21 protein-coding genes and 5 tRNA genes are annotated in these 26,774 nt (G+C 69.0%); 18 read left to right on the top strand and 8 right to left on the bottom strand.

All coding sequences use genetic code 11. The features are described from left to right. Positions 1–130: 130 nt before the first annotated feature. From creB to FKV25_RS05675, 5 genes are all read left to right on the top strand, one after another. Positions 131–823, top strand: coding sequence for a two-component system response regulator CreB (creB, locus tag FKV25_RS05695; protein ID WP_141517829.1), 693 nt, complete (start codon positions 131–133; stop codon positions 821–823). A gap of 21 nt (positions 824–844) precedes the next feature. After that, positions 845–2,296, top strand: coding sequence for a two-component system sensor histidine kinase CreC (gene creC / locus FKV25_RS05690; protein ID WP_141517825.1), 1,452 nt, complete (start codon positions 845–847; stop codon positions 2,294–2,296). A gap of 87 nt (positions 2,297–2,383) precedes the next feature. Further along, the gene (gene creD, locus FKV25_RS05685; RefSeq protein ID WP_141517824.1) at positions 2,384–3,760 is read left to right on the top strand and encodes a cell envelope integrity protein CreD; all 1,377 of its coding nucleotides are present in this window, start codon (positions 2,384–2,386) and stop codon (positions 3,758–3,760) included. A gap of 130 nt (positions 3,761–3,890) precedes the next feature. Next, positions 3,891–4,502 carry a GNAT family N-acetyltransferase gene (locus tag FKV25_RS05680; RefSeq protein WP_141517823.1) on the top strand — a complete coding sequence of 204 codons (612 nt, stop codon included), beginning with the start codon at positions 3,891–3,893 and terminating at the stop codon, positions 4,500–4,502. Then, the gene (locus FKV25_RS05675) at positions 4,502–5,428 is read left to right on the top strand and encodes a carbon-nitrogen hydrolase family protein (protein WP_141517822.1); all 927 of its coding nucleotides are present in this window, start codon (positions 4,502–4,504) and stop codon (positions 5,426–5,428) included. Before FKV25_RS05680 ends, FKV25_RS05675 begins: the two co-directional genes overlap by 1 nt. Positions 5,429–5,434: 6 nt before the next feature. Here FKV25_RS05675 and FKV25_RS05670 read toward each other — a convergent pair whose 3' ends face one another. From FKV25_RS05670 to FKV25_RS05640, 7 genes are all read right to left on the bottom strand, one after another. Further along, a complete protein-coding gene (locus FKV25_RS05670; RefSeq protein WP_141517821.1) occupies positions 5,435–6,001 on the bottom strand; it encodes a phosphatase PAP2 family protein in 567 nt (188 codons plus the stop codon). Between the two features lie 10 nt (positions 6,002–6,011). Beyond that, positions 6,012–7,163 (bottom strand): glycosyltransferase family 4 protein, encoded by a 1,152-nt coding sequence (locus FKV25_RS05665; protein ID WP_141517820.1) that lies wholly within the window; start codon positions 7,161–7,163, stop codon positions 6,012–6,014. A gap of 108 nt (positions 7,164–7,271) precedes the next feature. After that, the gene (gene ppx, locus FKV25_RS05660; protein WP_141517828.1) at positions 7,272–8,801 is read right to left on the bottom strand and encodes an exopolyphosphatase; all 1,530 of its coding nucleotides are present in this window, start codon (positions 8,799–8,801) and stop codon (positions 7,272–7,274) included. A 14-nt stretch (positions 8,802–8,815) separates the two neighbouring features. After that, a complete protein-coding gene (gene ppk1 / locus FKV25_RS05655) occupies positions 8,816–10,918 on the bottom strand; it encodes a polyphosphate kinase 1 (RefSeq protein ID WP_141517819.1) in 2,103 nt (700 codons plus the stop codon). Between the two features lie 9 nt (positions 10,919–10,927). After that, positions 10,928–12,271, bottom strand: coding sequence for a phosphate regulon sensor histidine kinase PhoR (gene phoR / locus FKV25_RS05650; protein ID WP_141517818.1), 1,344 nt, complete (start codon positions 12,269–12,271; stop codon positions 10,928–10,930). Positions 12,272–12,340: 69 nt separating this feature from the next. Further along, positions 12,341–13,036: a phosphate regulon transcriptional regulator PhoB gene (phoB, locus tag FKV25_RS05645; protein ID WP_141517817.1), complete on the bottom strand. Its 696-nt coding sequence runs from the start codon at positions 13,034–13,036 to the stop codon at positions 12,341–12,343. Between the two features lie 255 nt (positions 13,037–13,291). Beyond that, positions 13,292–14,983, bottom strand: a complete 1,692-nt coding sequence (locus tag FKV25_RS05640; protein ID WP_141517816.1) for a M48 family metalloprotease — start codon at positions 14,981–14,983, stop codon at positions 13,292–13,294. Between the two features lie 141 nt (positions 14,984–15,124). Between FKV25_RS05640 and grxC the strand changes: the two genes are divergently transcribed. The 4 genes from grxC to FKV25_RS05620 all read left to right on the top strand — a co-directional run bounded on the left by grxC (position 15,125) and on the right by FKV25_RS05620 (position 18,552). Beyond that, on the top strand, positions 15,125–15,418 hold the full coding sequence (grxC, locus tag FKV25_RS05635; protein WP_170218559.1) for a glutaredoxin 3: 294 nt from the start codon (positions 15,125–15,127) through the stop codon (positions 15,416–15,418). Next, entirely contained in the window at positions 15,415–15,825 is a 411-nt protein-coding gene (locus tag FKV25_RS05630; protein WP_141517815.1) for a carboxymuconolactone decarboxylase family protein, read from the top strand. The genes grxC and FKV25_RS05630 overlap by 4 nt, the downstream gene beginning before the upstream one ends. 184 nt (positions 15,826–16,009) lie before the next feature. Continuing rightward, complete coding sequence (locus FKV25_RS05625) at positions 16,010–17,017, top strand: isocitrate dehydrogenase (protein ID WP_141517814.1); 1,008 nt, start codon at positions 16,010–16,012, stop codon at positions 17,015–17,017. A gap of 179 nt (positions 17,018–17,196) precedes the next feature. Then, positions 17,197–18,552, top strand: coding sequence for a Na+/H+ antiporter NhaC family protein (locus tag FKV25_RS05620; protein WP_141517813.1), 1,356 nt, complete (start codon positions 17,197–17,199; stop codon positions 18,550–18,552). Between the two features lie 73 nt (positions 18,553–18,625). Here FKV25_RS05620 and FKV25_RS05615 read toward each other — a convergent pair whose 3' ends face one another. Beyond that, positions 18,626–19,381: a Bax inhibitor-1/YccA family protein gene (locus FKV25_RS05615; RefSeq protein WP_170218558.1), complete on the bottom strand. Its 756-nt coding sequence runs from the start codon at positions 19,379–19,381 to the stop codon at positions 18,626–18,628. 173 nt (positions 19,382–19,554) lie between these two features. Here FKV25_RS05615 and FKV25_RS05610 point away from each other — a divergent pair. The 9 genes from FKV25_RS05610 to lon all read left to right on the top strand — a co-directional run bounded on the left by FKV25_RS05610 (position 19,555) and on the right by lon (position 26,632). Next, positions 19,555–19,631, top strand: a tRNA-Pro gene (locus tag FKV25_RS05610). Between the two features lie 34 nt (positions 19,632–19,665). Then, positions 19,666–19,742, top strand: a tRNA-Arg gene (locus tag FKV25_RS05605). Between the two features lie 21 nt (positions 19,743–19,763). Then, positions 19,764–19,840 (top strand) — tRNA-His (locus tag FKV25_RS05600). Between the two features lie 86 nt (positions 19,841–19,926). Next, a tRNA-Lys gene (locus FKV25_RS05595) sits at positions 19,927–20,002 on the top strand. Between the two features lie 101 nt (positions 20,003–20,103). Continuing rightward, positions 20,104–20,188, top strand: a tRNA-Leu gene (locus FKV25_RS05590). 202 nt (positions 20,189–20,390) lie between these two features. Continuing rightward, positions 20,391–21,689, top strand: a complete 1,299-nt coding sequence (tig, locus tag FKV25_RS05585; RefSeq protein ID WP_141517811.1) for a trigger factor — start codon at positions 20,391–20,393, stop codon at positions 21,687–21,689. A gap of 189 nt (positions 21,690–21,878) precedes the next feature. Then, a complete protein-coding gene (clpP, locus tag FKV25_RS05580) occupies positions 21,879–22,505 on the top strand; it encodes an ATP-dependent Clp endopeptidase proteolytic subunit ClpP (RefSeq protein WP_141517810.1) in 627 nt (208 codons plus the stop codon). 162 nt (positions 22,506–22,667) lie between these two features. Continuing rightward, positions 22,668–23,960: an ATP-dependent Clp protease ATP-binding subunit ClpX gene (clpX, locus tag FKV25_RS05575; RefSeq protein ID WP_141517809.1), complete on the top strand. Its 1,293-nt coding sequence runs from the start codon at positions 22,668–22,670 to the stop codon at positions 23,958–23,960. Between the two features lie 233 nt (positions 23,961–24,193). Beyond that, complete coding sequence (gene lon, locus FKV25_RS05570) at positions 24,194–26,632, top strand: endopeptidase La (RefSeq protein WP_141517808.1); 2,439 nt, start codon at positions 24,194–24,196, stop codon at positions 26,630–26,632. The last annotated feature ends 142 nt before the right edge of the window (positions 26,633–26,774 follow it).

The following is a 26,774-nucleotide window of genomic DNA, read 5'->3' as shown; positions in this document are numbered from 1 at the left end:
CCAATCCCCAATCCCCAATCCCCAATCCCCAATCCCCAATCCCCAATCCCCAATCCCCAATCCCCAATCCCCAATCCCCAATCCCCAATCCCCATTCCCCATTCCCCATTCCCCATTCCCCAACCGCGCCATGCCCCGAATCCTCCTGGTCGAAGACGAAACCGACATCGCCGAAACGGTCCGCTATGCCCTGGAGGCGGCGGGCTTCGACGTCGACCACGCGCCGACGGCGGGACATGCCGAGGCGATGGCCATGCCCGGGCGCCACCAGCTCGCGATCCTCGACATCGGCCTGCCGGACATGAGCGGGCTGGACCTATGTCGGCGCCTGCGCCGGCATCGCGACTTGCCGGTGATCTTCCTGACCGCGCAGAACGCAGAGATCGATCGCATCCTCGGGCTCGAGCTCGGCGCTGACGATTACGTGACCAAGCCGTTCTCGCCGCGCGAACTGGTCGCGCGCGTGCGCGTGGTCCTGCGCCGTGGCCTTCGGCAGGACGGACCCGCGGCATCCGCGGGCGGTTTCGAGCACGACCTGGAGGGCCGCCGCATCCGCTACCGCGGGCAGCTGCTCGACCTCACCCGCTACGAGTACGGCCTGCTGGCCGCGTTGCTGCAGCGACCGGGCGCGGTGCTCTCGCGCGCGCAGTTGATGGACCGGGTGTGGGGCGATGCCCTGGAGAGCGGCGACCGTACCGTCGACACCCACGTCAAGACCCTGCGCGCCAAGCTGCGCGAGGCGTGCGACGAGGGCGATTTCGACGCCATCCGCACCCATCGCGGGCTCGGCTATTCGCTCGACCTCGATCGCGACGCGGACTGAGGCGGCCAGGGTGCGGACGCCATGAAGATCGGCCTGCGGATATTCCTGGGGTATTTCCTCATCGTCGCCGTCGCCGGCCTGCTGCTGGCGCGTGTCTTCCTGGCCGAGGTGAAGCCGGGCGTGCGGCAGGCGATGGAGGACACCCTGGTCGACAGCGCCAACGTGCTCGCGGAGCTCGCGACCGACGATTTCCTTGCCGGACGGATCAACGACGGTCGCTTCGCCGCGCGCATCCGGGCGCTCGGCCAGCGCGACCTGGGGGCGGAGATCTGGGGCTTCGGCAAGCGCGCCGCGCAGTATCGCGTCTACGTCACCGACGCGCGCGGCATCGTGGTGTTCGACAGCCAGGGCCGCGACCTGGGCCGCGACTATTCGCGCTGGAACGATGTCTACCTGACCCTGCGCGGCCGCTACGGCGCTCGCTCCAGCCCGGAAGATCGCGCCGATCCCGATTCGACCGTCATGCACGTGGCCGCGCCCATCCGCGATGCCGACGGCACGATCGTCGGCGTGCTGACCGTGGCCAAGCCCAACCGCACCATCGCGCCGTTCATCGCGCGCAGCCAGGGGGTGGTCCTGCGCTGGGGCCTGCTGCTGCTCGGCGTGGCGTTGCTGGTCGGCCTGGTCGCGGCGGGTTGGCTGTCGCGCCAGCTGCGCAGCCTGCAGCGCTACGCCGACGCGGTGACCGCTGGCGAGCGCGTGCCGCCACCGCGGGCCAGCGGCGAGTTCCAGGCCCTGGGCGATGCATTGGAGACGATGCGCGCGCGCCTGGAGGGCAAACAGTACGTGGAGCAGTACGTGCATGCCCTGACCCACGAGATGAAGAGCCCGCTGGCGGCGATCCGCGGCAGCGCCGAACTGCTCGAGGGTGATGAGGACGGGGTGCCGATGGGCGAGGCCGACCGGCGCCGTTTCGCCGCGCGTATCCGCCGGCAGAGCGAGCGCCTGGCGCTGATGATCGACAAGCTGCTGGCGCTGGCGTCGGTCGAGCATCGTCGGCAACTCGACGATCCCAGGCCACTGGACCTGGGCGACGTGCTGCTCGATGCGATCGAGATGGCGCGCCCGGGCCTCGACCAGGCCGGGATCGAGTGTCACCTGGAACTCGACCAGGCCGGCGTGTCCGTGCGTGGCGATGCGTTCCTGTTGCGCCAGGCCCTGGTGAACCTGCTCGAGAACGCCGCTGACTTCGCGCCGCGGGGCAGCCGGATCGACGTGGTGGCAAGCCAGGTGGGCGACCGCGCGGTGGTCGAGGTGCGCGACCGGGGCGTCGGGATCCCCGGCTACGCCCTCGATCGCGTGTTCGAGCGCTTCTACTCCCTGGCCCGACCCGAAGGCGGCAGCCGGAGCAGCGGACTGGGACTGTGCTTCGTCGCCGAGGTTGCCGCCCTGCATGGCGGCGAGGCCGGCCTGGGCAACCGCGAAGGCGGCGGCGCGATCGCACGCCTGAGCCTGCCGGCGGCGGCGCGCTAGCCGGCTTCACCGTCGCTTCACCGTCGCGCCTCCGGCAGCCCCCATCGACCCGCGATCCTGCGCCGGTCGCGACTATGGGAGGACGACATGCGTTTGTGGATGAAGATTTTGCTGGTGGCGGGCATGACGCTCGCCATCCTGGTGCCGTTGACGATGATCCGCGGGGTGATCCAGGAGCGCCAGGCATACCGCGTGCAGGCGGTGCAGGAGGTGGCGCGGAGCTATGCCGGCACGCAGGCCTTCTCGGGGCCGGTGCTGGTGGTGCCTTACACCGATACGGTCTGGGTGGAGGAGAAGGACGAGGGCGGCGTGCCGCACCGGGTGGAGCGCGAACGCACCGGCCGCTGGCTGTTCTTCCCCGAGACGCTCGAAGTCGGCGGCCCGATGCGACCCGACACGCGTCGGTTGGGCCTGCACGAGGTACGCGTCTACGAGTGGGACGGCGTGGCGAAGGCCCGCTTCCGGGCGACGATCCCCGGCACCGATCCCGATGTCCGGCGCCGGATTGGCCGGCCCTGGCTCGACTACGGCTTCGCCGACGTGCGCGGCCTGCTGGAGCCGCCGGTACTGCAGGTCGATGGCCGCACGCTGCCGGTCGAGGATGGCCTGGGGGGGGATGGCGGCAATGGCGTGCATGCCAGGCTGCCGGTGCCCGCACCCGGCAGTGCCCTGTCGCTGGACACGCGCCTGGCGTTCACCCTGGGCGGTGCCGAATCGCTGTCGCTGGTGCCGCTGGGCAAGCAGAACAGCTTCGCCGTGGCGTCGAGCTGGCCGCACCCCCGCTTCAGTGGCAGCTTCCTGCCGCGTACCCGCGAGATCGGCGCGAGCGGCTTCGACGCCCGCTGGCAGGTCGCCTCGGTGGCCACCAACGCACAGCGCCAGTATCGCGAAGGCCGGCGCCTGCCGGCCAGCGTCGGCGCAGGCAGCGACGCGGACCCGGGCCAGGTCCACCGCGACCGCCCGCTGGACGCGGTCGAGGTGGCGCTGGTCGAGCCGGTCAACGTGTACTCGCAGGCGGACCGGGCGAGCAAGTACGGCCTGCTGTTCGTCCTGCTGACCTTCGTGGGCTTCTTCATCTTCGAGCTGGTCAAGCACCTGCGCATCCACCCGATCCAGTACGGCTTGGTCGGCCTGGCCCTGGCCATCTTCTTCCTGCTGCTGGTCAGCCTGAGCGAGCACATCGACTTCGCCTGGGCCTACCTCGTCGCGAGCGTGGCCTGCATCGGCCTGATCGGCTTCTACCTGGTCGCGGTGCTGCAGAGTGCGCTGCGTGGCTGGGGCTTCGCGGCCATGCTGGCGACCCTGTACGCCGCGCTCTACGGCCTGCTGGTCTCGGAGGACAACGCGCTGGTGCTCGGCGCCGGCCTGTTGTTCGTGATCCTCGCCGGCCTGATGGCGATCACCCGCAGGGTGGACTGGTACCAGCTCGCCGGCGGAAGCGTGCCGCCGCTTCCCCGCGGCTAGCCCAACGCAGTCCCGGTGCCGGCGTGCCGACGCGCCGGCACCGGGGCCGTCGGGATTGCAGGTGCATGACCGGTCGCACCGGCGGCGCCAACGGTTCCGTGACGGGGCTCACAGCCCCTAGAATTCGCGGATGAACATCGCATCGCACGACATCCAGACCCGGATCCTCTCGGGCGCGGCCATCCAGGCCCACGTCGTCGACCTTGCGCGCCTGCGCATCGAGGTGTTCCGCCAATGGCCCTACCTCTACGAAGGCGACGCCCGCTACGAGGCGTCCTACCTCAAGGTCTACCTGCAATCGGCCTACAGCATCGCGGTGCTGGCGCTGGAGGAGGGCAAGGTCGTGGGGGCCTCCACCGGCCTGCCGCTGGAGGACGAAAGCGCGGCGTTCCGCAAGCCGTTCGAGGACGGCCCGATCGCGCCGTCGGAGGTGTTCTACTTCGGCGAATCGGTCCTGTTGCCGGCCTACCGCGGGCGTGGCCTAGGGCATCGCTTCTTCGACCTGCGCGAAGCACACGCGCGCTCGCTGGGTGGTTTCCGCTGGACGGCGTTCTGCGCGGTGCAGCGCGATGGCGACGACCCGCGCCGGCCGCCGTTCCATCGCGGGCACGACGCCTTCTGGCGCAAGCGCGGCTACACGCCGCGTCCCGAACTGAGCGTGCGCCTGCCGTGGAACGAAATCGGCGTGGGAGAAATGAACCACGTGCTGACGTACTGGATGCGACCGCTGGAGCGGAGCTGATGGTCGCCGGCGTCGACGCGCGCGGTCCCTGGCGGGTCGCGGCGGCGAAGTACCGGGTGGTGCCGCGAGCGACCGGCTTCGACTTCCAGGCCTTCGCGCGCAAGCAGGGCGAGTGGCTCGGCGAGGCCCGGGAGCAGGGTGCGCAGTGGGTCGTGCTGCCTGAATACCTTTCCCTGGAACTGGCCGCGATCCATCCGCCCGCGGTGCACGCAGACCTGCGAGCCTCGCTCGATGCCTTGCAGTCGCACCACGAGGCATGGCTGGCCCTCTATTCCAGCCTCGCGAAGGCCACCGGCATGCACGTGACCGCGGGCAGCTTCCTGCTCCGGATCGCGGACGGGCGCTGGCGCAACCGCAGCTACCACTTCAGCCCCGACGGCGGTCATGGCTGGCAGGACAAGCTGCAGCTGACCGGCTTCGAGAAGCAGGCGGGGGTCATCGCACCCGGCGACGCACTGAGGGTCTTCGACGCCGGGCCGGCGCGGTTCGGCATTTCCATCTGCTACGACAGCGAGTTCCCGCTGCCGGTGCGCGCCCAGTGCGAAGCGGGCGCAGGGGTCATCGCGGTGCCCAGTTGCACCGACACCGAGGCCGGCGCGACGCGGGTACGCGTGGGGTGCATGGCACGCGCGCTGGAGAACCGCTGCTTCGTCGTGCAGTCGGTGACCAGCGGCGAGGCGCCCTGGAGTCCCGCCCTGGACACCAACACCGGCGAAGCGGCGATCTTCGCGCCGATGGACGCGGGCCTGCCGGCCGATGGCGTGCTCGCCTGCACCCGCGGCGACGAACGCTGGGCGATCGCCGACCTGGACTTCGCTGCGCTCCAGGCCAGCCGGGCCCGGGCGCAGGTCGCCAACGACCTCGACTGGCCCGGTCAGTCGCGCCCGGGCCTGTTGCGCGCCCGGCTCAGCGCGCTGGACGACTGAGCGCGCTCAGGCCAGCAGCGACACGCCCGGTACCAGCCACAGCGAAACACCCGCGAGCCCGATCCCGATGGCGGTCGCGGCCAGCACGTCGCTGGGCCAGTGCAGGCCCAGCACCACCCGCGACAGGGCCACGCTGAGGGTGAAGGGCAGCAGCAGCCACGCCAGCGCCGGGTAGTGCGCCGTCGCGACGAGGCTGAAGGCGACCGCGTGCAAGGTGTGGCCGGAGGGAAAGCTGAACTCGTCGAGCGGCGCGACGAGCGCGTGGATGCGGCGGTCGGTCGCGAACGGGCGGGGCCTGCGCGTCCACCGCTTGAGTCCCTTGTAGAGGGTCAGCGCGATGACGCCGGTCGCGGCCATGTGCGCGGAGGCGGCCAGCCCGTCCATCCCGTCCAGTGCGATCAACACGCCCATGAGCACGTACCAGAACACCCCGTCGCCCAGGCGGCTGACGGCGGCGAAGAAGCGGCATGGCCAGGAGCGGCGTTCGCCCCAGCGGTTGGCGCGCAGGCACCAGCCCGAGTCGCCCAGGGCGGCGCCGTCGATGAGGCGTTTGTGCAGGGGCAAGCGTTGCATCGTCATCTCCTCATGGCGCTCCGGCCATGGCGGTGGATACGGTGTCGGGGTCGACGAGGCCTTCCAGGATCGCGTCCAGGTCGGCGGCGACCTGCTCGGGACGCAGCGCCGCCACCCCCTGCCGGCATTGGCTCGCCATGCGCCGGCGCAAGCCATCGTCGCTCGCGATCCGGCAACTCGCGGCCACGAATGCGTCGTCGTCGCCGTCGGCGATGGTGAAGCCGTCCAGGCCGTCGCGCAGGCGCTCGCGTGCTGCGCCGTAGTCGAAGGCCACCGTTGGCACGCCGCTGGCCAGGGCTTCCAGGGTCACGTTGCCGAAGGTTTCGCTGCGGCTCGGGAACGGGAACAGGTCGCCGCTCGCGCAGTGGCGCGAGAGGGCCTCGCCGCGCTGCATCCCGCAGAAGACGAACTCCGGGTTGTCGCGCTGCAGGCGCGCACGCTCGGGTCCATCGCCGACCCAAACGAAGCGCGCGTCCGGGCGCTGTGCCTGGATCGCACGGAACGCGCGCACGGCCAGGTCGAGGTTCTTCTCCGCGGCGATGCGGCCCAGGTAGAGCACCGCGATGGCGTCGTCGGCCACGCCCCAACTGCGGCGCAGCGCGATGTCCCGGTGCGCGGGATCGAAGGCCCCGGTGTCCACCGCGCGCGGCAGCTGCAGCACGTCGCGGAAGCCGCGTTCGCGCAGGAAGCCGGCCAGTTCCGCGGTCGGCACGAGGGTGGCGCTGGCGCGATTGTGGAAGTGGCGCATCCACCCCAGCGCCGGGCCTTCGAGCACGGCGGCACCGTAGTCACGCATGTACTCGTCGAAACGGGTGTGCAGGCCGGTGGCGGCGGGGATGCCCAGGGCGCGGGCCGTGCGGACCGCCGACCAGCCCAGTGGCCCTTCGGTGGCGACATAGACGGCGTCCGGAGCCGTGGCGCGCCACAGCCGCTTGAGCGCGCGGCCGGCCGGCAGGCCCAGGCGCAGGCCGGGATAGCGGGGCAGGGGGAGCCCGGGCACCAGGTGTTCGTGGGGCTGGGCGCGATCGTCGCGTCCCTGGCGCGGACGCACCACTTCGACATGGTGGCCGCGGGCCCGCAGGCCGCGCTCCAGGCGCTGCACGGTCAGGGCGACGCCGTTGATCTCGGGCGGATACGTCTCGGTGACGATGGTGTAGCGCATGCACGCCTCCCCGGTTTGGGGAAGCATCCTCCTGCCAGGTGTAGGCGCCGTGGCAGGGGGGTTACGCGGGGATGACGACGCCTGCCTGCGGTCGCGCCGGGGGCGCGCTCAGCTCTCGTGGTAGCCGAAGGAGATGCCCAGGCCGGCGATGTCACCCGATTCGCCTTCCAGGTCGGCCTGCAGCAGCGGCCGCGCCTCCAGCCAGCGCCGCGGCAGGGTCAGTTCGAGGTGGTTGTCCTCGGCGACCAGGTCCAGTTGCGGGATGGGGTCGGCCTCGTGCGAGCGGTGCAGCAGGACCGCCAGGCGCAGCAGCGCCGAGCAGTGGCGCGCCGACGCCAGCAGGCGGTCGGGCAGTGCGTCGAAGGCGGATTTCGGGATCCGGCGCCGGTGCGTGCGGATCATCGCGGCGAGGAACTGCTGCTGTTGCCGCGAGAAGCCCGAGATGTCGGTGTGCTCGGCCAGGTAGGCGCCATGCACGTGGTACTGGCTGTGGGCGATGGACAGGCCGATCTCGTGCAGGCGCGCGGCGTTGACCAGCATCACCCGGTCGTCTTCGTCCATGCCCCAGGCGTCGGCGACCTGGTCGAACAACCGCACCGCGGTCGCTTCGACGCGTCGCGCCTGGGCCGCATCGATGCCGTAGCGCTGCATGAGCGCGGCCACCGCGGATTCGCGCGGATCGTGCTCGCCGCCGCGACCGACCATGTCGTAGAGCACGCCCTCGCGCATCGCCGCCTTGCTGACGGCCATGCGTTGCAGGCCGAGCGCATCGAAGGCCGCCTGCATGATCAGGATGCCGCCGGCGATGACCGGCCGGCGCTCGGCCGACAGCCCCGGCAGGTCGATCTGGTCCAGGCTGGAGGCCTCCAGCAGGCGGTCGCGCAAGGGCGGCAGGGCCTCGGCGGTGATCGCGCCCTTGGTGAGCTTCATCGTCCGGCAGATCTCGCCGATCGCCTTGCAGGTGCCGGAAGCGCCGATCGCCTCGTCCCAGCCGAGCGAGCGGTAGGCATTGGCGAACTGCTGGAACTCGGCGCTGATCTCGGCCAGGGCCGCGTTCCACTTCTTGCGCGACAGCTTGCCGTTGCCGAAGAAGCGCCGCGTGCTGGCCACGCAACCGACCTGCAGGCTCTCGCGTTCGATCGCGTCGAAGCCCGAGCCGATGATGAATTCCGTGGAACCGCCGCCGATGTCCATCACCAGGCGCAGCTGCCGCGGCTTGGGCGGTTGTGCGTGGGCCACGCCCAGGTAGATCAGGCGCGCTTCCTCGCGTCCTGAGACCACTTCGATGGCATGGCCCAGCGCGGTCTCCGCGGGCACCAGGAAGGCCTGCGGCGCCGAGAGCCTGCGCACGGTATTGGTCGCGATCGCGCGAACGCGCTGGGGCGGGATGTCGCGCAGGCGCTGGCCGAAGCGCGCCAGGCAGTCGAAGGCCCGCGTGCGCACCTCGGGGGTCAGGCCGCCCTTGCCGTCCAGGCCTTCGGCCAGGCGCACCGTCTCGCGCAGGCGGTCGACCGTGCGCAGCTGTCCCAGCATGTAGCGGGACACCATCATGTGGAAGCTGTTGGAGCCAAGGTCGACGGCGGCCACCAGGTCGCCGTCCTTGAGGGGCAGTCTCGCCGCATGCAACAAACCGTTCATGCGGAGATGATCGTTCATCCGCAGATCGACGCCAACAGGGAAAGCTGCGCGGCATGCGGGGCCTCGCCCTCGGCGGGCGTGACCGGCGCGTAGCTGCCGTCGCTGCGCAGGGTCCAGGCGTTGACGTTGTCGCTGAGGTAGTTCACCACGACCTCGGCGTGGATCCTCGCCGCCACCTCCGGGTCGAGGATCGGGAAGCAGGTTTCCACGCGCCGCAGCAGGTTGCGTTCCAGCCAGTCGGCGCTCGAGCACAGCAGGTCGGGCTGGCCGTCGTTGGCGAACCAGTAGACGCGATGGTGCTCGAGGAAGCGGCCGACGATCGAGCGCACCCGGATGTTGTCCGACACCCCCGGCACGCCGGGACGCAGGGTGCAGGCGCTGCGCACGATCAGGTCGATCTGCACGCCTGCCTGGGAGGCGCGGTAGAGCGCGCGCACGACCTGGGGTTCGTTGAGCGCGTTCATCTTGGCGACGATATGGGCCGGTCGGCCGGCACGGGCGTGCTGGGTCTCGCGGTCGATCCGCTTGAGCACCCCGTCGTGCAGGGTGAAGGGCGACTGCAGCAGGCGCTTGAGCTTGATCGACGGGGCCAGGCCGGACAGCTGCTGGAAGATCAGGTGCACGTCGTTGCCGATCTCCGGGTTGGCCGTGAACAGGCCCAGGTCGGTGTAGAGGCGGGCGGTGCCGGAATGGTAGTTGCCGGTGCCCATGTGCACGTAGCGACGCAGCCTGCCGTCCTCGCGCCGCACGATCAACAGCATCTTGGCGTGGGTCTTGAAGCCCACCACGCCGTAGACGACCTGCACCCCGGCCTCTTGCAGGCGGTCGGCGAAGCCCAGGTTGGCCTCTTCGTCGAAACGCGCGCGCAGCTCCACGACCGCGGTCACGTCCTTGCCGTTGCGCGCGGCCTGCACGAGTTGTTCGACGATCGGCGAATCCTTGCCCGAGCGGTACAGGGTCTGCTTGATCGCCAGGACGTGGGGGTCCTCGGCGGCCTGGCGGAGCAGTTCCAGTACCGGGGTGAAGGCGTCGAAGGGATGGTGCAGCAGCACGTCGCCGCGGCCGATGCGGTCGAACATCGCCTCGCTGCCGGGCAGCTGGCGCTGCTGGAACGGCGGGAACTTCAGGTCCATCCGGGTGACCAGGTCGTAGACCTGGATGACACGGTTGAGGTTCACCGGCCCGTTGATCCGGTACACGGCGTTCTCGTTGAGGTCGAAGTTCTCCAGCAGGGTGCGGACGATCTCGTCCGGGCACTGGTCGGCGATCTCCAGGCGCACCGCGCGCAGGTAGCCGCGGCCGACCAGCTCATCGCGCAACGCCAGGGCGATGTTGTCCACTTCCTCCTCGTCGACCAGCAGTTCCGAGTTGCGGGTGACGCGGAACTGGTAGGCGCCCTTGACCTCCATGCCGGGGAACAGTTCGTCCACGAAGGTCGACAGGACCGCGGACAGGAACACGAAGTCGTTCGGCCCGCCCGACACGTTCTCGGGCAACTGGATGATGCGCGGCAGCGAGCGCGGCGCGCGCACGATGGCGAGGTTGCCGTCGCGGCCGAAGGCGTCGCGGCCCTTCAGCACGACGACGATGTTGAGCGACTTGTTGAGGATCTTCGGGAACGGATGCGCCGGGTCCAGGCCCAGCGGCGACAGCACCGGCATGATCTCGTCGCGGAAATACGCCAGCAGCCAGCGCTTCTGCCGGCTGTTCCAGCTGTCGCGGCCCAGCACGCGCACGCCGGCTTCGTCCAGGGCCGGGCGCAGCACGTGGTTCCAGCAGTCGTACTGCGCGCTGACCAGTTCGGCGGCGCGATCGTGGATGCGCGCCAGCACGGTCGACGGCGACAGGCCGTCCGGGGCCGGCATCAGGCCCAGGTCGCCGGCGTGGCGCAGGGTGCCGGCGCGGATCTCGAAGAACTCGTCGAGGTTGGTGCAGGAGATGCACAGGTACTTGAGCCGCTCCAGCAGCGGCACGCTCTCGTCGCGGGCCTGGGCGAGCACGCGGAAGTTGAAGTCCAGCTGCGACAGTTCGCGGTTGAAGTACAGCGACGGATCGTAGAGCGAGCCCGCGTCGCCGGTGGCGGCGTCATGGGGGGGCGTGTCGTGAGCGGCGTTCATGGACATGCCTCAGGAGTGTACGGGGGCGGGCGGATCGATGGGCGCCGGCAGGTCGTGGGGCCGCACGCGTCCGGCGCCGAAGTGGCAGGAGAAGGTGCTGCCCTGGCCGACTTCGCTGCTGATCTCCAGGCGGGCTTCGTGGAGCTGGAGCACGTGCTTGACGATGGCCAGGCCCAGCCCGGTGCCGCCGCTTTCGCGCGAGCGGCTGGTGGAGACCCGGTAGAAGCGCTCGGTGATGCGGGGCAGGTGGCTGGCGGGGATGCCGTAGCCGCTGTCGGTGACCTGCAGGGCGACGCCGCCCTGGCCGTCGGGTCGCCAGGCGATCTCGATGCGGCCGCCGGCCGGGGTGTAGCGCACGGCGTTGCTGACGAGGTTGGAGAACGCGCTGTGCAGCTCCTTGCCCGAGCCCAGCAGGTCAACGTGGGCGCTGTCGTCGATGTCGATCTGGTGGCGGCCCTGGCTGAGCGCGGCGGCCTCTCGGCGGAGGGTATGCAGCATCGAGGCCATCGACACGTGCTCCTCGGCCTGCAGGTGGTCCTGGGACTCCAGCCGCGACAGCGTCAACAGGTCCTCGACGAGCTGGGTCATCCGCTGCGACTGGCGCTGCATCTCGGCCAGCATCGGCGCCCAGTCGGGCTGCTCTTCCGGATCGAGCATGTCCAGGTAGCCATGGATGACCGTCAGGGGGGTGCGCAGTTCGTGGGATACGTTGGCGACGAAGTCCCGCCGCATCTGCTCGAGCTGCAGCAGGCGGCTGACGTCGCGTGCCACCAGCAGCCACAGGTTCTCCGAATAGGGGATCAGGCGCAGGCTGAGGGTCGCGCCGGGGTTGAACGGCGAATAGGTCTCCAGCGGCTCGGCGTTGCGGCCCGCGGCCATCCAGTGCGCGAGCGGCATCGGTTGCAGGCGCTGGACGAGCGAGGCGCCGATGTCATCCGGGTAGCGCAAGCCCAGCAGGCGCGTGCCGGCTTCGTTGAACCACTGGATGCGCTGGCTGTTGCGCTCGACCACGATGATCGCGTCGGGGAGGGCGGCGGCGGCGGCGCGGTAGGCGCGCAGCATTTCCATCAACCGGCGCTTGCGCGCGCGCATCTCGCCCTGGGTGCGGTAGAGCAGCCGGTCGAGTTCGTTCCACACGCCGTCGCTGTTGGACGGCGTCAGCCGCTGGCGCGCGGTCAGGCGTATGAGTACCTTGCGCAGGCGCCAGTAATGCCATGCCACGATGCCCAGGGCGGTGACGGTGAGGAAAGGGAACAGCTGCCCGCTCAGCAGGCCCAGCACCGTGGCAGCGGCCAGGATGAGCAGGAGCAGGCCGAGGGTACGGAACCAGGCGGTGCGGGCGCGGGGAGGCATGGCAGTCAGAGTGTAATCCGGTCGGCCGGACCGCGGTGCGGACGGAGCGCCCGCGGTGTCCGGCCCGGGTCAGGCTTCGGCCGAGGCCGAGAAGCGGTAACCGGACCCGCGCACGGTCTGGACCATGCCGTCGTAGGCGTGAGGCTCCAGTGTCTTGCGCAGGCGGCGGATGTGCACATCGACCGTGCGCTCCTCGACATAGACGCTGCCGCCCCAGACGTGGTCGAGCAGCTGCGTGCGCGAGTACACGCGCTCGGGATGGGTCATGAAGAAGTGCAACAGGCGGTACTCGGTGGGGCCGATCTGCACCGGCTGGTCGTCGGCGAACACGCGGTGCGCGGCGCCATCGATGCGCAGGCCGCCGACCGAGACGCTGCCGTCCTCGTCGTCCTCGCGCGAGCGTCGCAGTACCGCGCGGATGCGCGCCAGCAGTTCGCGCGCCGAGAAGGGCTTGACCACGTAGTCGTCGACGCCGGCTTCCAGGCCGCCCACGCGGTCGTTCTCCTCGCCGCGGGCGGTCAGCATGATGATCGGGATCTCGCGGGTCAGCGACTCCTTGCGCCAGCGTCGCGCCAGTTCCAGGCCGCTGGTGCCGGGCAGCATCCAGTCGAGCAGGATGAGGTCGGGCACCCGGTCGGCGATGGCCGACTGCGCTTCGCGCGCGTCCCCGGCATGGATGGGCTCGTATTCGCCCTTGCGCAGTGCAAAGGACACCATGTCCCGGATGGCGGGTTCGTCTTCTACGATCAGGATGCGCTTCTGCACGCGGTCACCAGTGGGGGTTGAAGCGAGCCATCCCGGGTTCGGCCGGCCTGGCGGATCCCGGGTCGACGGAGCCGGCACGGGGCCGGGTCCGGCTTCGCTGGCACGGCCGGAGCGGGTCCGGCCGGGGACCGGGGCATGCGTCCTGGCTGCATGCCCGGAGCGCGTCTGGCTCCCCGAAGCGACCCCAGTAGACTACGGTTTTATGACTGCCGCGTGACAGGGTGGCCCGTCGCATCGCGCAGGGCTGCCCAGGACTCAGTCGCGCTCGAGATCCTCGTCGCGGATGCCTTGGCGACGCAGTTCGAGCACGGTCGGAGTGATCGCGGCGATCCGCGATTCGATCCGGGCGCGGGCGTAGTAGTCCAGGTCATCGCGTTTCTTGAGCAGGTTCAGGCGCGTCAGGGCCAGTTCCGGCCGGCCGTTGAGATACGCGGCCTCGGCATACGCTTCGCCGGCTCGGATCGGGTCGCCGGCGATCTCGCAGGCGCGCGCGAACACCTGCTGGAATTCCGGGTCATCGCCGGAGCGCGAGAGCAGCGGGCGGAGCACGGCCTGGGCCCGCTGGCCCGACTCGACGGTGTTGTATTCGGCCAGTGCGCGGGCATAGGTGAGCGCGACCGCGCGGTCGTTGGGCGAGCGTCGCAGCAGGGCCTCGAAACGGTCGTTGGCCTGTTCGCGCTGGCCACTGCGCGACTCGGCCTCGGCCAGGCCCAGTGTCACCCAGGTGTCATCGGGGCGCTCCCGGTGCAGCGCGCCAAGCTGGGTGGCGGCGTCGTGCGCCTTGCCATTGCGGAGCAGGGCGATGGCCTGGCCGTATCGCTGCGCCTGGTCGAGACGGCCGGCACGGGCGATCTGCGCGTACTCGCGGATCGCCTCGGCCGGCGTGTCGGCGCTGAGCACGCGCAGCCGCTCGCGCGCCATCTCGTACAGGCCGGTGCCGCCGCTGGCCAGCGCGTCGGTGTCGATCACCAGCCCGCCGGGCAGCAGGGGGTTGGTGCTGGGCGTCGTGCCGCCACCGTAGCGCGGACGCCCCGACTCCTGGCGGCAGGCGTCGTCGCCATCGGGGGCGCGGACGCAGACTTCGCCGCCGCCCTGGGAAAGCCGGATCTGCCGGGCCCGTTCCTTGGCCTCGGTGATGCGCGTGGTCGTGACCGGGTGGGTGCGCAGGTAATCCGGGAAGTCGCCGTAGTAGTTGGCGGCGTTCGTCCGTGATTTTGCCTGCATCGTCGCGAAAAAGTCCGCCATCGCGACCGGGTCGTAATCGCTGCGCGACAAGGTCTGGATGCCCAGCCTGTCCGCTTCGGACTCGTTGGCGCGGGTGTAGTTGATCTGTCGCTGCTGCATCAGGCCCATGGCGCCGACCATCGCCGCCTGCGCGGCGTCGTCGGCGGAATTGCCGCCCGCGGCCTGCGCGGCGGCGAGGGCGCCCAGCATCGCCAGCAGGATCGGGATCTGGTCGCGCTGGGCCCGCTCGACCCCGCGCAGCACGTGGTACTGGGTAACGTGGGCGATCTCGTGCGCGACCACGCCGGCGACCTCGTCCTCGCGCTCGCTGGCCAGGACCAGGCCGGCGTTCACGCCGATGTAGCCGCCCAGGGTCGCGAAGGCGTTGATCTGGCGCTCGCGCATCATGAAGAAGGTGAACGGCTGGGTCGGGCGGTCGCTGTTGGCGGCGAGCTGGCCACCCATCGCCGACAGCCAGCTGTCGATCAGCGGGTCTTCGAGCACGTATTCGTAATGCCGCAGCTGCGCGAGCATCATCGCGCCGTACTCCTCCTGCTGCGTCGGGCTCAGCAGTTCGCCGGCCGAAGAGCCGATGTCGGGCAGGCGGTTCTCCTGGGCCGGGGCGCAGACGCTGGCGATGGCCAGGGTGACGGCGATGGCGAGTGGAGCGATCCGGCGCAAGGGAAACCTCGTGGTGGGACGGGGCGGAGGAGCCCCGAGCATGGGGGCGTGCGGGCAGGACGGCGTGAACCCCCGGTTAACCGGAACGGGTGGCCGGGTGAGGGCCTGGCGCTGGAAAAGCCATCGCGCCGTGCCCATATTCGACAATATCGCGAATCAAAAAGTTTCCGCAGGAGTGCCGACTTGAACAGCCCGAGCCACCCGGACGACGCCCGGCGTCCCGAGATCACCCTCTACAGCTCCGCCATCTGCCCGTACTGCGTGGCGGCCAAGAACTTCCTCAAGAGCAAGGGGCAGACCTGGCGCGAGGTGCGCATCGACCTCGACCCCGAGGCGCGCGAGCGGATGGTCGCGTTGGCCAAGCGGACCAGCGTGCCGCAGATCTTCATCGGTGACACCCACGTGGGCGGCTACGACGACATGATCGCCCTGCATCGCGCCGGCGGCCTGGAGCCGCTGCTGGAGGGCGCCGCATGAGCGCCGATTCCACCGGCCCGCAGGGGGAGCAGGACCGCATCGAGGCCTTCACGGCATTCCGCAAGCGCATGAACGAGCGCATCCTGGCCGAGCCGAACCAGGTGGTCCGGCGCTTCTTCGCGCTCGATACCCAGACCTACCAGGCCGGCGCGCTGGACGTGAAGACCAAGGAGCTGCTGGGCCTGGTGGCGTCGCTGGTGCTGCGTTGCGACGACTGCATCAGCTACCACGTCGCCCAGTGCCGCGAGGCCGGCGTCAGCCGCGACGAGATGTTCGAGGCCTTCTCCGTCGGCCTGGTCGTCGGCGGCTCCATCGTGATTCCGCACATGCGCCGCGCGGTCGACTTCCTCGACCAGCTCGAACAGGGCGCGGCGACCGCGCCCGGCGCGTCCCACGCGCACGACTGAGTTTGCGCCGCGTCGTGCCCGGTCGAGCGCCGGGCACGCGCGAATCGCGCTTCGGGGCGGTCCGCCACGTCCGCCGCACGGACTCCGGCCCCTGAAAAACAGCGCCGTCTCAGGCATAATCCTCCGGCTAACCATCCGGCGGCGTACCTCCCCTGCGCCCGCCCCCCAGCTGGAAGAATTCCCTATGACGCAGACGATTACCGTCATCCGTGGCGATGGCATCGGCCCGGAAATCATGGACGCCACCCTGCATGTGCTCGAGGCGATGGACCTGGGCCTGCAGTACGAGGAAGCCGACGCCGGGCTGGTCGCGCTCGAGAAGCACGGCGAGCTGATCCCGCAGGCCACCATGGACTCGATCCGCCGCAACCGCGTCGCCCTCAAGAGCCCGCTGACCACCCCGGTGGGCGAAGGCTTCAGCTCGATCAACGTCGAACTGCGCAAGCGCTTCGACCTGTACGCCAACGTCCGTCCGGCCAAGTCGTTCCCGAACACCCGCTCGCGCTTCCCCAGCGACGTCGACGTGATCACGGTCCGCGAGAACACCGAGGGCGCCTATATCGGCGAGGGCCAGGAAGTGTCGCCCGACGGCGAGACCGCCGTGCTGACCCAGAAGGTGACCCGCCGCGGTTCGGAGCGGATCGTGCGCTACGCCTTCGAACTGGCGCGCAAGGTCGGTCGCCGCAAGGTCACGGTCGTGCACAAGGCCAACATCCTCAAGTCGACTTCGGGCCTGTTCCTGAAGACCGCGCGCGCGGTGGCCGCGGAGTATCCGGACATCGAATGCGACGAGATGATCGTCGATGCCTGCTGCATGAAGCTCGTCATGCAGCCCGAGACCTTCGACGTGATCGTGACCACCAACCTGTTCGGCGACATCCTCTCCGACCTGTGCGCGGGCCTGGTCGGTGGCCTGGGCCTGGCCCCGGGCGCGAACATCGGTTCGGACGCGGCGATCTTCGAGGCCGTGCACGGCACCGCCCCGGACATCGCCGGCCAGGGCAAGGCCAACCCCTGCGCCCTGCTGCTGGGTGCGGCGCAGATGCTCGACCACCTCGGCATGCCCGGGAAAGCGGCTTCGCTGCGCGCGGCGATCATCGCCACGCTGGAAGCCAAGGACTCGCTGACCCCCGACCTGGGCGGCAGCGGCAACACCATGGCCTTCGCCAGGGCGATCGCCAGCCGGGTGTGAGCTGACCGCGGCCGGGCCTCGGTCCGGCGCGCGTAGGCGGTACGATCATGGGCGCCCTCCGGGGCGCCTTTTTCGTGCCCGGCATGTAGCGGCCCCCGGCGAACGATGCGGCCTGCCGGGGGCTCGACAGCGCGCCCGCGCGGCCCCAGAATTGCGATTCCTTTCATCCGTATGAAGAGATGAAAAAAAAGTCGTCACCGCCTGTCGAGGCCCGTCCCAGCGCGCTTGCGCTGTTGCCGCTGTTCCTGTTCCTGCTGCTGTTCTTCGGCGCCGGCCTGTATTTCACTGGCCAGGGCGAAGCCATGGGCTTCTACCAGTTGCACGCACCGGTGGCGGTGCTGCCTGCGCTGGCGTTGGCGGCATGGCTGGCGTGGCGCCGGCGGATCGCCCCGATGGAGCCCCTGCTGGCCGGGATGGGCCATCCGAACATCATGTTGATGTGCCTGGTCTTCCTGCTCGCGGGCGCCTTCGCGACCGTGTCCAAGGCGGTCGGCGCGGTCGATGCGGTGGTCGCACTCGGCCTGGGGGCGCTGCCGCCCGCGTTGATCCTGCCCGGGCTGTTCCTCGTGGCGGGCTTCATCGCCCTGGCCATCGGTACCTCGATGGGCACCATCGCCGCGGTGGTGCCGGTCGCACTGGGCGTGTCCGACGCGGCCGGCCTGGACGCGGGGCTGGTGCTGGGCGCCGTGGTGGGCGGGGCGATGTTCGGCGACAACCTGTCGATCATCTCCGACACGACCATCGCGGCCACCCGCAGCCAGGGGTGCCGCATGCAGGACAAGTTCCTGGAGAACCTGAAGTTCGCGCTGCCGGCGGCGATCATCACCGTGGCCTTGCTGGCCTTCCTCGGCGACAGCGCCCCGGTCGAGGCGCCCGACGATCCGGTCAGCCGTTGGCTGGTGCTGCCCTACCTGGCGGTGCTGGGCCTGGCCCTGGCCGGCATGAACGTGGTGCTGGTGCTCGGCATCGGCCTCGTGCTGGCCGGCGTGATGGGCATCTGGCTGGGCGGTTACGACCCCATCAGTTTTTCCGGCGACATCTATACCGGCTTCGAGGGCATGGTGGAGATCACCCTGCTGGCCCTGCTGATCGGCGGCCTGGCCGAGTTGACCCGGGTCACGGGCGGCCTGGCGTGGCTGGCCGCGACGATCCGCCGCTTCGCGCGCGGGCACCGCGGGCGCCGTGCCGGCGAGCTGAGCATCGCCGCGCTGGCGGCGGGCAGCGATGCGCTGACGGCCAACAACACCGTGGCCATCCTGGTGAGTGGCAGCCTGGCCAAGGACATCGCCGACCACCATGGCATCAGCGGCCGCCGCAGCGCGAGCCTGCTGGACGTCTTTTCCTGCGTGATGCAGGGCCTGCTGCCCTACGGTGCGCAGATCCTGCTGGCAGGCTCGCTGGCCGGGATGTCGCCGCTGGCGATCGCCGGACAGGTCTACTACTGCTGGGCCCTGGCCGCGATCGCGGTGGCGTTCATGCTGTGGCCCTCGCGGGCGCCGCGGCCGCCGGTCGCGGCTGCGACGCGGCGCGGGTAGGGCAGGGGCGGCCCCCGGCAACAGGAAAGGGGCGCCGAGGCGCCCCTTTCGCGTGCAGCACGTCGCGGTGGAATCAGCGCGACTGCAGCTTCGAAAGCAGGCGCAGGAACTCCACGTACAGCCAGACCAGGGTGACCAGCAGGCCGAAGGCGCCGTACCACTCCATGTACTTGGGCGCGCCCTGCTCGACGCCGGTTTCGATGAAGTCGAAGTCCAGCACCAGGTTCAGCGCCGCGATCACCACCACGAACAGGCTGAAGCCGATGCCGATGATGCCCGACTCGTGGATGAGCGGGATCTGCACGCCGAACATGCCCAGCACCATGCTGGCCAGGTAGACCAGGAAGATGCCGCCGGTGGCGGCGACGATGCCGAGCTTGAAGTTCTCCGTCGCCTTGATCAGGCCCGACCGGTAGGCGAACAGCAGCGCGAACAGGGTGCCGAAGGTGAGCAGCACCGCCTGCATCACGATGCCTTCGAAGAAGTGGTTGTACATCGCCGAGATGGCGCCGAGGAAGAAGCCCTCCACGATCGCGTAGAGCGGGGCGGTGACGGGCGCCCACTGCTTCTTGAACACGGTGACCAGCGCCAGCACCAGGCCGCCGATCGCGCCGCCCCACATGTACGGGCCGGCGCCTACCGGACCGTCGGCGGTGAAATCGACCTGGCTCCAGGCGAAGGCGGCGGTCATCACGCAGAGCAGGAGCAGCACGCCGGTCTTGTGGACGGTGCCGTTCAGGGTCATGACGTCGCCGCCGCCCTGTACGACGCTGCCGCTGGCGAGGTCGAGGAAAGTGGATTCTTTGAGTGCCGGATTGCCGCTGCGCATGCTCGCTCCTGGGTGTGGCATGTGGGTCGGGCGGTCGGTGCCGCCGTTCATCCGGAGCATACACGCCCCCGCGCGCGCTGGCGCACGATCTACGTGCTCGTTGACAGCCGGACGCGCCAAGCCCAAAATGGCCGGCCTTTCGCGGCGTTGGCGCGCAACGGAAGTCCGGACCTCGGGGCATAGCGCAGTCTGGTAGCGCATCTGCTTTGGGAGCAGAGGGTCGGGGGTTCGAATCCCTCTGCCCCGACCAACCCCGGCGCAGGCCGGTTAAGATGCTGGGCCTCGCGCCCGTAGCTCAACCGGACAGAGCATCGGCCTTCTAAGCCGACGGTTGCAGGTTCGAGTCCTGCCGGGCGCGCCAGTGGACGTGTACGTTTTTGTGGTGGGTGTAGCTCAGTTGGTTAGAGTACTGGATTGTGATTCCAGTGGTCGGGGGTTCGAATCCCCTCATCCACCCCATTCATTGCGGTAGTTGTTGCAGCAGGTTGTGGTAAAAAAGTGTTTGCGAGCCGGGAATGTTCTGCTATCATCCCGCTCCGCGATTTGGGCCGTTAGCTCAGTTGGTAGAGCAGTTGACTCTTAATCAATAGGTCCAAGGTTCGAATCCTTGACGGCCCACCAAATCGAAGAGCACCCGGCCCCGCGCCGGGTGTTTTTTTATGCGCGGACCATGGGCAGCGGGCGCGGCCGCGCTCTAGAATGCCCCGGTTGGCGGCCTCATCGCGAAAGTGGCGGAATTGGTAGACGCCCTGGTTTTAGGTACCAGTGCCGCAAGGCGTGGGGGTTCGAGTCCCCCCTTTCGCACCACGCCCGGCATCCGGGCACGGCGACCATGCTCGGCGCGCTCGTCGCGGCCCGGCAGGAGACGTGACCGCCACGGCTGGCAACTGGCGGCCATATCAGGGAAAATAGTCCGTTCCGCTGCCGTCCGGCCCCGTGCCGCCGGCCGCATTTGGACAGCTCAGTCAAACATCGTGCCGAGGCAGGCTGCCCGGTAGCAGGAGTGGATATGCAAGTTTCGGTTGAATCCGTCGGTAACCTCGAGCGCCGCATGACCTTCAGCCTCCCGGCCGACCGCCTGGAGAGCCAGGTGGGCGGCCGCCTGCGCGAGATCGCGCGCGGCGCCAAGATCAAGGGCTTCCGCCCGGGCAAGGTCCCGGCCAAGGTCATCGAGCAGCGCTTCGGCCAGCAGGTCCGCGCCGAGATCCTGGACGGCATGCTGCGCGAGGGCTTCAGCAACGCGGTCCGCGAGCAGTCGCTCAAGATCGCCGGCAACCCGAGCATCGAGCCGGTCGAGGGCAGCGAAGAGCTGGCCTATGTCGCGACCTTCGAGGTCGTGCCTGACTTTGGCGACATCGACGTCGCCAAGCTGAACGTCGTCCGCCACACCGCCGAGGTCGCCGACAGCGACATCGACACCATGATCGAGAACCTGCGCCTGCAGCGCCGCAGCTGGAACCCGGTCGATCGCGCCGCCGCCGAAGGCGATGCGGTCGAGATCGAGACCTGGTCGCAGGCGGGCGAGCAGCGCGTGCCGGCCGAGGGTGTCGAGCGCGGGACCACGGTCATCGGCTCGGGCGCGATGTTCCCGGCCATCGAGTCCGCCCTGGTCGGCCTCAAGGCCGGCGAGGAGAAGGAGGCCGAGGTCGAGTTCCCGGCCGACTGGCGCATGCCGGCCTTCGCCGGCAAGAAGGTCGCCGTCCACCTGAAGGCGGTCAAGGTGTCCGAGCCGGTCCTGCCCGAGGTCGACGCCGAGTTCATCAAGAGCTTCGGGGTCAAGAGCGGCGAACCGGATCAGTTCCGCGCGGACATCCGCAGCAACCTGGCCCGCGAGCTGAAGGGCGCGTTGATGACCCGCCTGCGCCGCGAGGTCGGCGAGCAGCTGATCGCCGCGTACTCCGACGTCGAGATGCCGCCGCGCCTGGTCGAGAACGAAGCCCGCCAGATGGCCGCCCAGGCCGCCGAGCAGGCCCGTCGCCAGGGGCGCAAGATCGACCGGATCCCGGAAGACGCCCACCTGGGCTTCACCGACGCCGCCCGCAAGCGCGTGCTGGTCGGCCTGATCGTGGGCGAAGTGGCCCGCCGCAACGAGCTCAAGCTCGAGCCGGCGCGCCTCAACGAGACGCTGAACCTGATCGCCTCCACCTACGAGGAGCCGCAGCAGGTCATCGAGCTGTACCGCAACGATCCGCAGCTGATGAACGGCCTGCAGGCGCGCGTGATGGAAGAGCAGGTGATCGACTGGATCGCCGAGCGCGCCCAGCACACCGAGCAGCCGCTTTCGTTCAGCGAAGCGATCCGCCAGTAAGCCTGCGTACCGTCCCGTTACGGCGGGGCGGCAGGCGACCCGAAGGGCCGGCTTCCGGTGCGTGCACCGGGCCGGCCTTGTCGTTCCAGCGGGCCGGACGCGCCATGGAGGCCGATTGCCTCTTGCGTCGTGCCGCGAATGGCCCCAAGTTGGACGCATCACACCCTTGATCCCGCAGGTGCCCCGTTGATGGACAACCGAACCAAAGCCCTGAACCTCGTGCCGATGGTGGTCGAACAGACCAGCCGGGGCGAGCGTGCCTACGACATCTACTCGCGCCTGCTCAAGGAGCGGGTGATCTTCCTGGTCGGCGGGGTGGATGACCACGTCGCCAACGTGATCGTCGCGCAGATGCTGTTCCTTGAGGCCGAGAATCCCGAAAAGGACATCAGCCTGTACATCAACTCGCCGGGCGGCATCGTCACCGCCGGCATGGCGATCTACGACACCATGCAGTACATCAAGCCCGACGTGAGCACGATCTGCGTCGGCCAGGCGGCGAGCATGGGCGCGCTGCTGCTCGCCTCGGGCGCGCAGGGCAAGCGCTACGCGCTGCCGAACTCGCGCGTGATGATCCACCAGCCCTTGGGCGGCTTCCAGGGCCAGGCGACCGACATCGACATCCACGCCCGCGAGATCCTGGGCATGCGCCAGCGCCTGAACGAGATCCTGTCCAAGCACACCGGCCAGTCGCTGGAGACCATCGCCCACGACACCGAGCGCGACAACTTCAAGGGGGCCGAGGCCGCCCGTGAATACGGCCTGGTCGACCAGGTGCTGGAGCGCCGGCCCGAAGAGTCCATCCAGGCAGGTTGACGGATTGCCCGGGTTTGAACGTAAGTTGTTGATTGGACAAGTAATTCACTGCAGGTCCCGGTATGGCTGCCATACCGGGACGCTGTGCTATTCTCGAACCGCGCCAGCCCCGCATCTCGCGGTCGGCGAGATTCAAGCCACACGTACGATTTGGGCCAAAGCATGAGCGACGACCGACAGGGGCGCACACCCGCCGACAGCAACAAGATCCTCTACTGCTCGTTCTGCGGGAAGAGCCAGCACGAGGTCCGCAAGCTGATCGCGGGCCCGAGCGTATTCATATGCGATGAATGCGTCGAGCTGTGCAACGACATCATCCGCGAGGAGCTCGAGGAGAAGGCGCAGTCGGCCCGCAGCCACCTGCCCAAGCCCAAGGAGATCCTCGAGGTCCTGGACCAGTACGTGATCGGGCAGCAGCGCGCGAAGAAGACCCTCGCCGTGGCGGTCTACAACCACTACAAGCGCATCGAGAGCCGCCAGAAGAACGACGACGTCGAGCTGGCGAAGTCCAACATCCTGCTGGTCGGCCCGACCGGCTCGGGCAAGACGCTGCTGGCCGAAACGCTGGCGCGGATGCTCAACGTGCCCTTCACCATGGCCGATGCCACCACGCTGACCGAGGCCGGCTATGTCGGCGAGGACGTGGAGAACATCATCCAGAAGCTGCTGCAGAAGTGCGACTACGACGTAGACAAGGCGCAGCAGGGCATCGTCTACATCGACGAGATCGACAAGATCTCGCGCAAGAGCGACAACCCGTCCATCACCCGCGACGTGTCGGGCGAGGGCGTGCAGCAGGCACTGCTCAAGCTGATCGAGGGCACCGTTGCCAGCGTGCCGCCGCAGGGCGGGCGCAAGCACCCGCAGCAGGAGTTCCTGCAGGTCGACACCCGCAACATCCTCTTCATCGTCGGCGGTGCGTTCGCCGGCCTGGACAAGATCATCCGCCAGCGCAGCACCGAGGCCGGTGGCATCGGCTTCGGCGCCAAGGTCAAGAGCACCGAGCGCAAGGTCGAGATCGGCAAGATCCTGGCCGAGGTCGAGCCCGAGGACCTGATCAAGTTCGGCCTGATCCCCGAGTTCGTGGGTCGCTTGCCGGTGGTCGCCACCCTGGAGGAACTCGACGAGGAAGCGCTGGTCAAGATCCTCACCGAACCCAAGAACGCGATCACCAAGCAGTTCCGCAAGCTGTTCGAGATGGAAGGCGTGGAACTCGAGTTCCGTCCCGACGCGCTCACCGCGATCGCACGCAAGGCGCTCAAGCGCAAGACCGGTGCCCGCGGCCTGCGCACCATCGTCGAATCGGTGCTGCTCGACACCATGTACGACCTGCCTTCGCAGGAGAACGTGAGCAAGGTGGTGGTGGACGAGTCGGTCATCGACCACAAGTCCGAGCCCTACCTGATCTACCAGACGCCGCCGGCGGCCGCGCCGAAGGTGGCGTCCGCGGACTGAGCGCCGCGTCGTCTCCCGGTCGTCGAACGCCGCCCCCCGGGGCGGCGTTCGCGTTCTTGGGCCCGGAACGCCATCCGTCTGATTTGCATGGATATTCGCCCCGGGCGCGGGCGGCCTGTGACGGGACTGCTTGCATCTGTCGGCGCAGGCCCCCATAACCGTGGCATGGGCACCTGGCCCAGCGGCGGCCGTATCTCCCGTGCGGCGGCCCACCCCCCGATTCCGGAGACCCCATGACCGAATCCACCGACCGCGACCTGCTGGACCTGCCGGTGTTGCCACTGCGCGACGTCGTCGTCTTCCCGCACATGGTCATCCCCCTGTTCGTCGGCCGCGACAAGTCCATTCGTGCGCTCGACGTCGCGATGGAAGCCGACAAGCGCATCCTGCTGGTCGCCCAGAAGTCGGCCGACATCGACGACCCCGGCGCCGAGGACCTCTACACCACTGGCACCCTGGCGCAGATCCTGCAACTGCTGAAGCTGCCCGACGGCACCATCAAGGTGCTGGTCGAGGGCGTGGCGAGGATCGAGGTCGACGCCGTCGTCGAGCGCGACGGCCTGCTGTCCGGCCAGGCGCTCGTGATCGACCCGGTCGCCGACCGCGACGAGCGCGAGCTCGAGGCGGTCAGCCGCTCGTTGATGGGCCTGTTCGAGCAGTACGTCAAGACCAACCGCAAGTTGCCGCCGGAGCTGATCCAGACCCTGTCCGGGATCGACGAGCCGGGCCGGCTGGCCGATACCATCGCCGCCCACCTGGGCGTGCGCCTGAGCGACAAGCAGAAGCTTCTGGAGACGCACGGCATCGGCGAGCGACTGGAACAGCTCGTCGGGCTGGTCGATGGCGAGATCGACGTGCAGCAACTGGAGAAGCGTATCCGCGGCCGGGTCAAGTCGCAGATGGAGAAGAGCCAGCGCGAGTACTACCTCAACGAGCAGATGAAGGCGATCCAGAAGGAGCTGGGCGAGATCGACGACGCGCCCAACGACATCGAGGAACTGACCCGCAAGATCGCCGAGGCCGGCATGCCCAAGGCGGTGGAGGCCAAGGCCAAGGGCGAGCTCAACAAGCTCAAGCAGATGTCGCCGATGTCGGCCGAGGCCGCCGTGGTGCGCAACTACCTGGACTGGGTGCTCGGCGTGCCGTGGAAGAAGCGCAGCAAGGTCCGCAAGGACCTCAAGGCCGCGCAGGACGTGCTCGACGCCGACCACTTCGGGCTGGAGAAGGTCAAGGAACGCATCCTCGAGTACCTGGCCGTGCAGACCCGGGTGAAGCAGATGAAGGGCCCGATCCTGTGCCTGGTCGGTCCGCCGGGCGTGGGCAAGACCTCGCTCGGCCAGAGCATCGCCAAGGCGACCAACCGCAAGTTCGTGCGCATGTCCCTGGGCGGCGTCCGCGATGAGGCCGAGATCCGGGGGCATCGCCGTACCTATGTCGGTTCGATGCCCGGGCGCATCGTGCAGAACCTCAACAAGGCCGGCACGAAGAATCCGCTCTTCATGCTGGACGAGATCGACAAGATGTCGATGGACTTCCGCGGCGATCCCTCCTCGGCCCTGCTGGAGGTCCTCGACCCGGAGCAGAACAACGCCTTCAACGACCATTACCTCGAGGTCGACCTGGACCTGTCGGAGGTGATGTTCGTGGCGACCTCCAACTCGCTCAACATTCCCGGCCCGCTGCTCGATCGCATGGAGGTCATCCGCATCCCGGGTTACACCGAGGAAGAGAAGCTCAACATCGCGATGCGCTACCTGCTGCCCAAGCAGATCAAGGCCAATGGCCTGAAGGACGACGAGATCAAGGTCGCCGAGGCTGCGGTGCGCGACATCGTGCGCTACTACACCCGCGAATCGGGCGTGCGCAGCCTGGAGCGCGAGATCGCCAAGATCTGTCGCAAGGTGGTCAAGGAAATCGCGCTGGCAGGCCCGGTCGCGAAGAAGGCCGCCTCGAAGAAGGGTGCGATCAGCATCACCAGCAAGAACCTCGACAAGTACCTGGGCGTGCAGCGGTTCGACTACGGGCGCGCCGAGGAACAGAACGAGATCGGCCTGGTGACCGGACTGGCCTGGACCGAAGTGGGCGGCGACCTGCTGCAGATCGAGTCCACCCTGGTCCCGGGCAAGGGGCAGCTGCTGCTCACCGGCCACCTCGGCGACGTCATGAAGGAGTCGGCTTCGGCGGCACTGTCGGTCGTGCGTGCACGCACCGAGAGCCTGGGCATTGACCTGGACTTCCTGCAAAAGCACGACGTCCACGTGCATGTGCCGGAAGGCGCGACGCCGAAGGACGGGCCAAGCGCGGGCACGGCGATGGCCACGTCGCTGGTGTCGATGCTGACGCGCAATCCGGTGCGGGCGGACGTGGCGATGACCGGCGAGATCACCCTGCGCGGCCGCGTGCTGCCAATCGGGGGGCTCAAGGAGAAGTTGCTCGCGGCGCTGCGTGGCGGCATCCGCACGGTGATCATCCCCGATGAGAACCGCAAGGACCTGGTCGACCTGCCCAGGAGCGTGACGCAGGGCCTGGAGATCAAGCCGGTGAAGTGGATCGACGAGGTGCTCGAGATCGCCCTGGAACGGCCGGTGTCGCCCGCGCCGGTCTCCGGGCCGGGCGAGTTGCCTGTCCCGGACAAAAGCAAGCAGACCCCGCAAGCCGACGTCAAGCACTGATCGTGTCCGTCCGTCAGAAACGCCTGCTGAAGGCTGAAACCCGCATCACAGCTAGCTTTCACGCTTGCGTCGCTTGCGTACGCACTGGTATAACGAGCGCAACCGCGTCGACGTCGTCCCGCATGCCGTCGAGCGTGGTCAA

The organism is Marilutibacter aestuarii (genome assembly GCF_006546775.1).
GTDB lineage: Bacteria > Pseudomonadota > Gammaproteobacteria > Xanthomonadales > Xanthomonadaceae > Marilutibacter > Marilutibacter aestuarii.
Note: the sequence above shows the minus strand (reverse complement) of the source record. Positions and strands in the feature narration are given on the sequence as shown.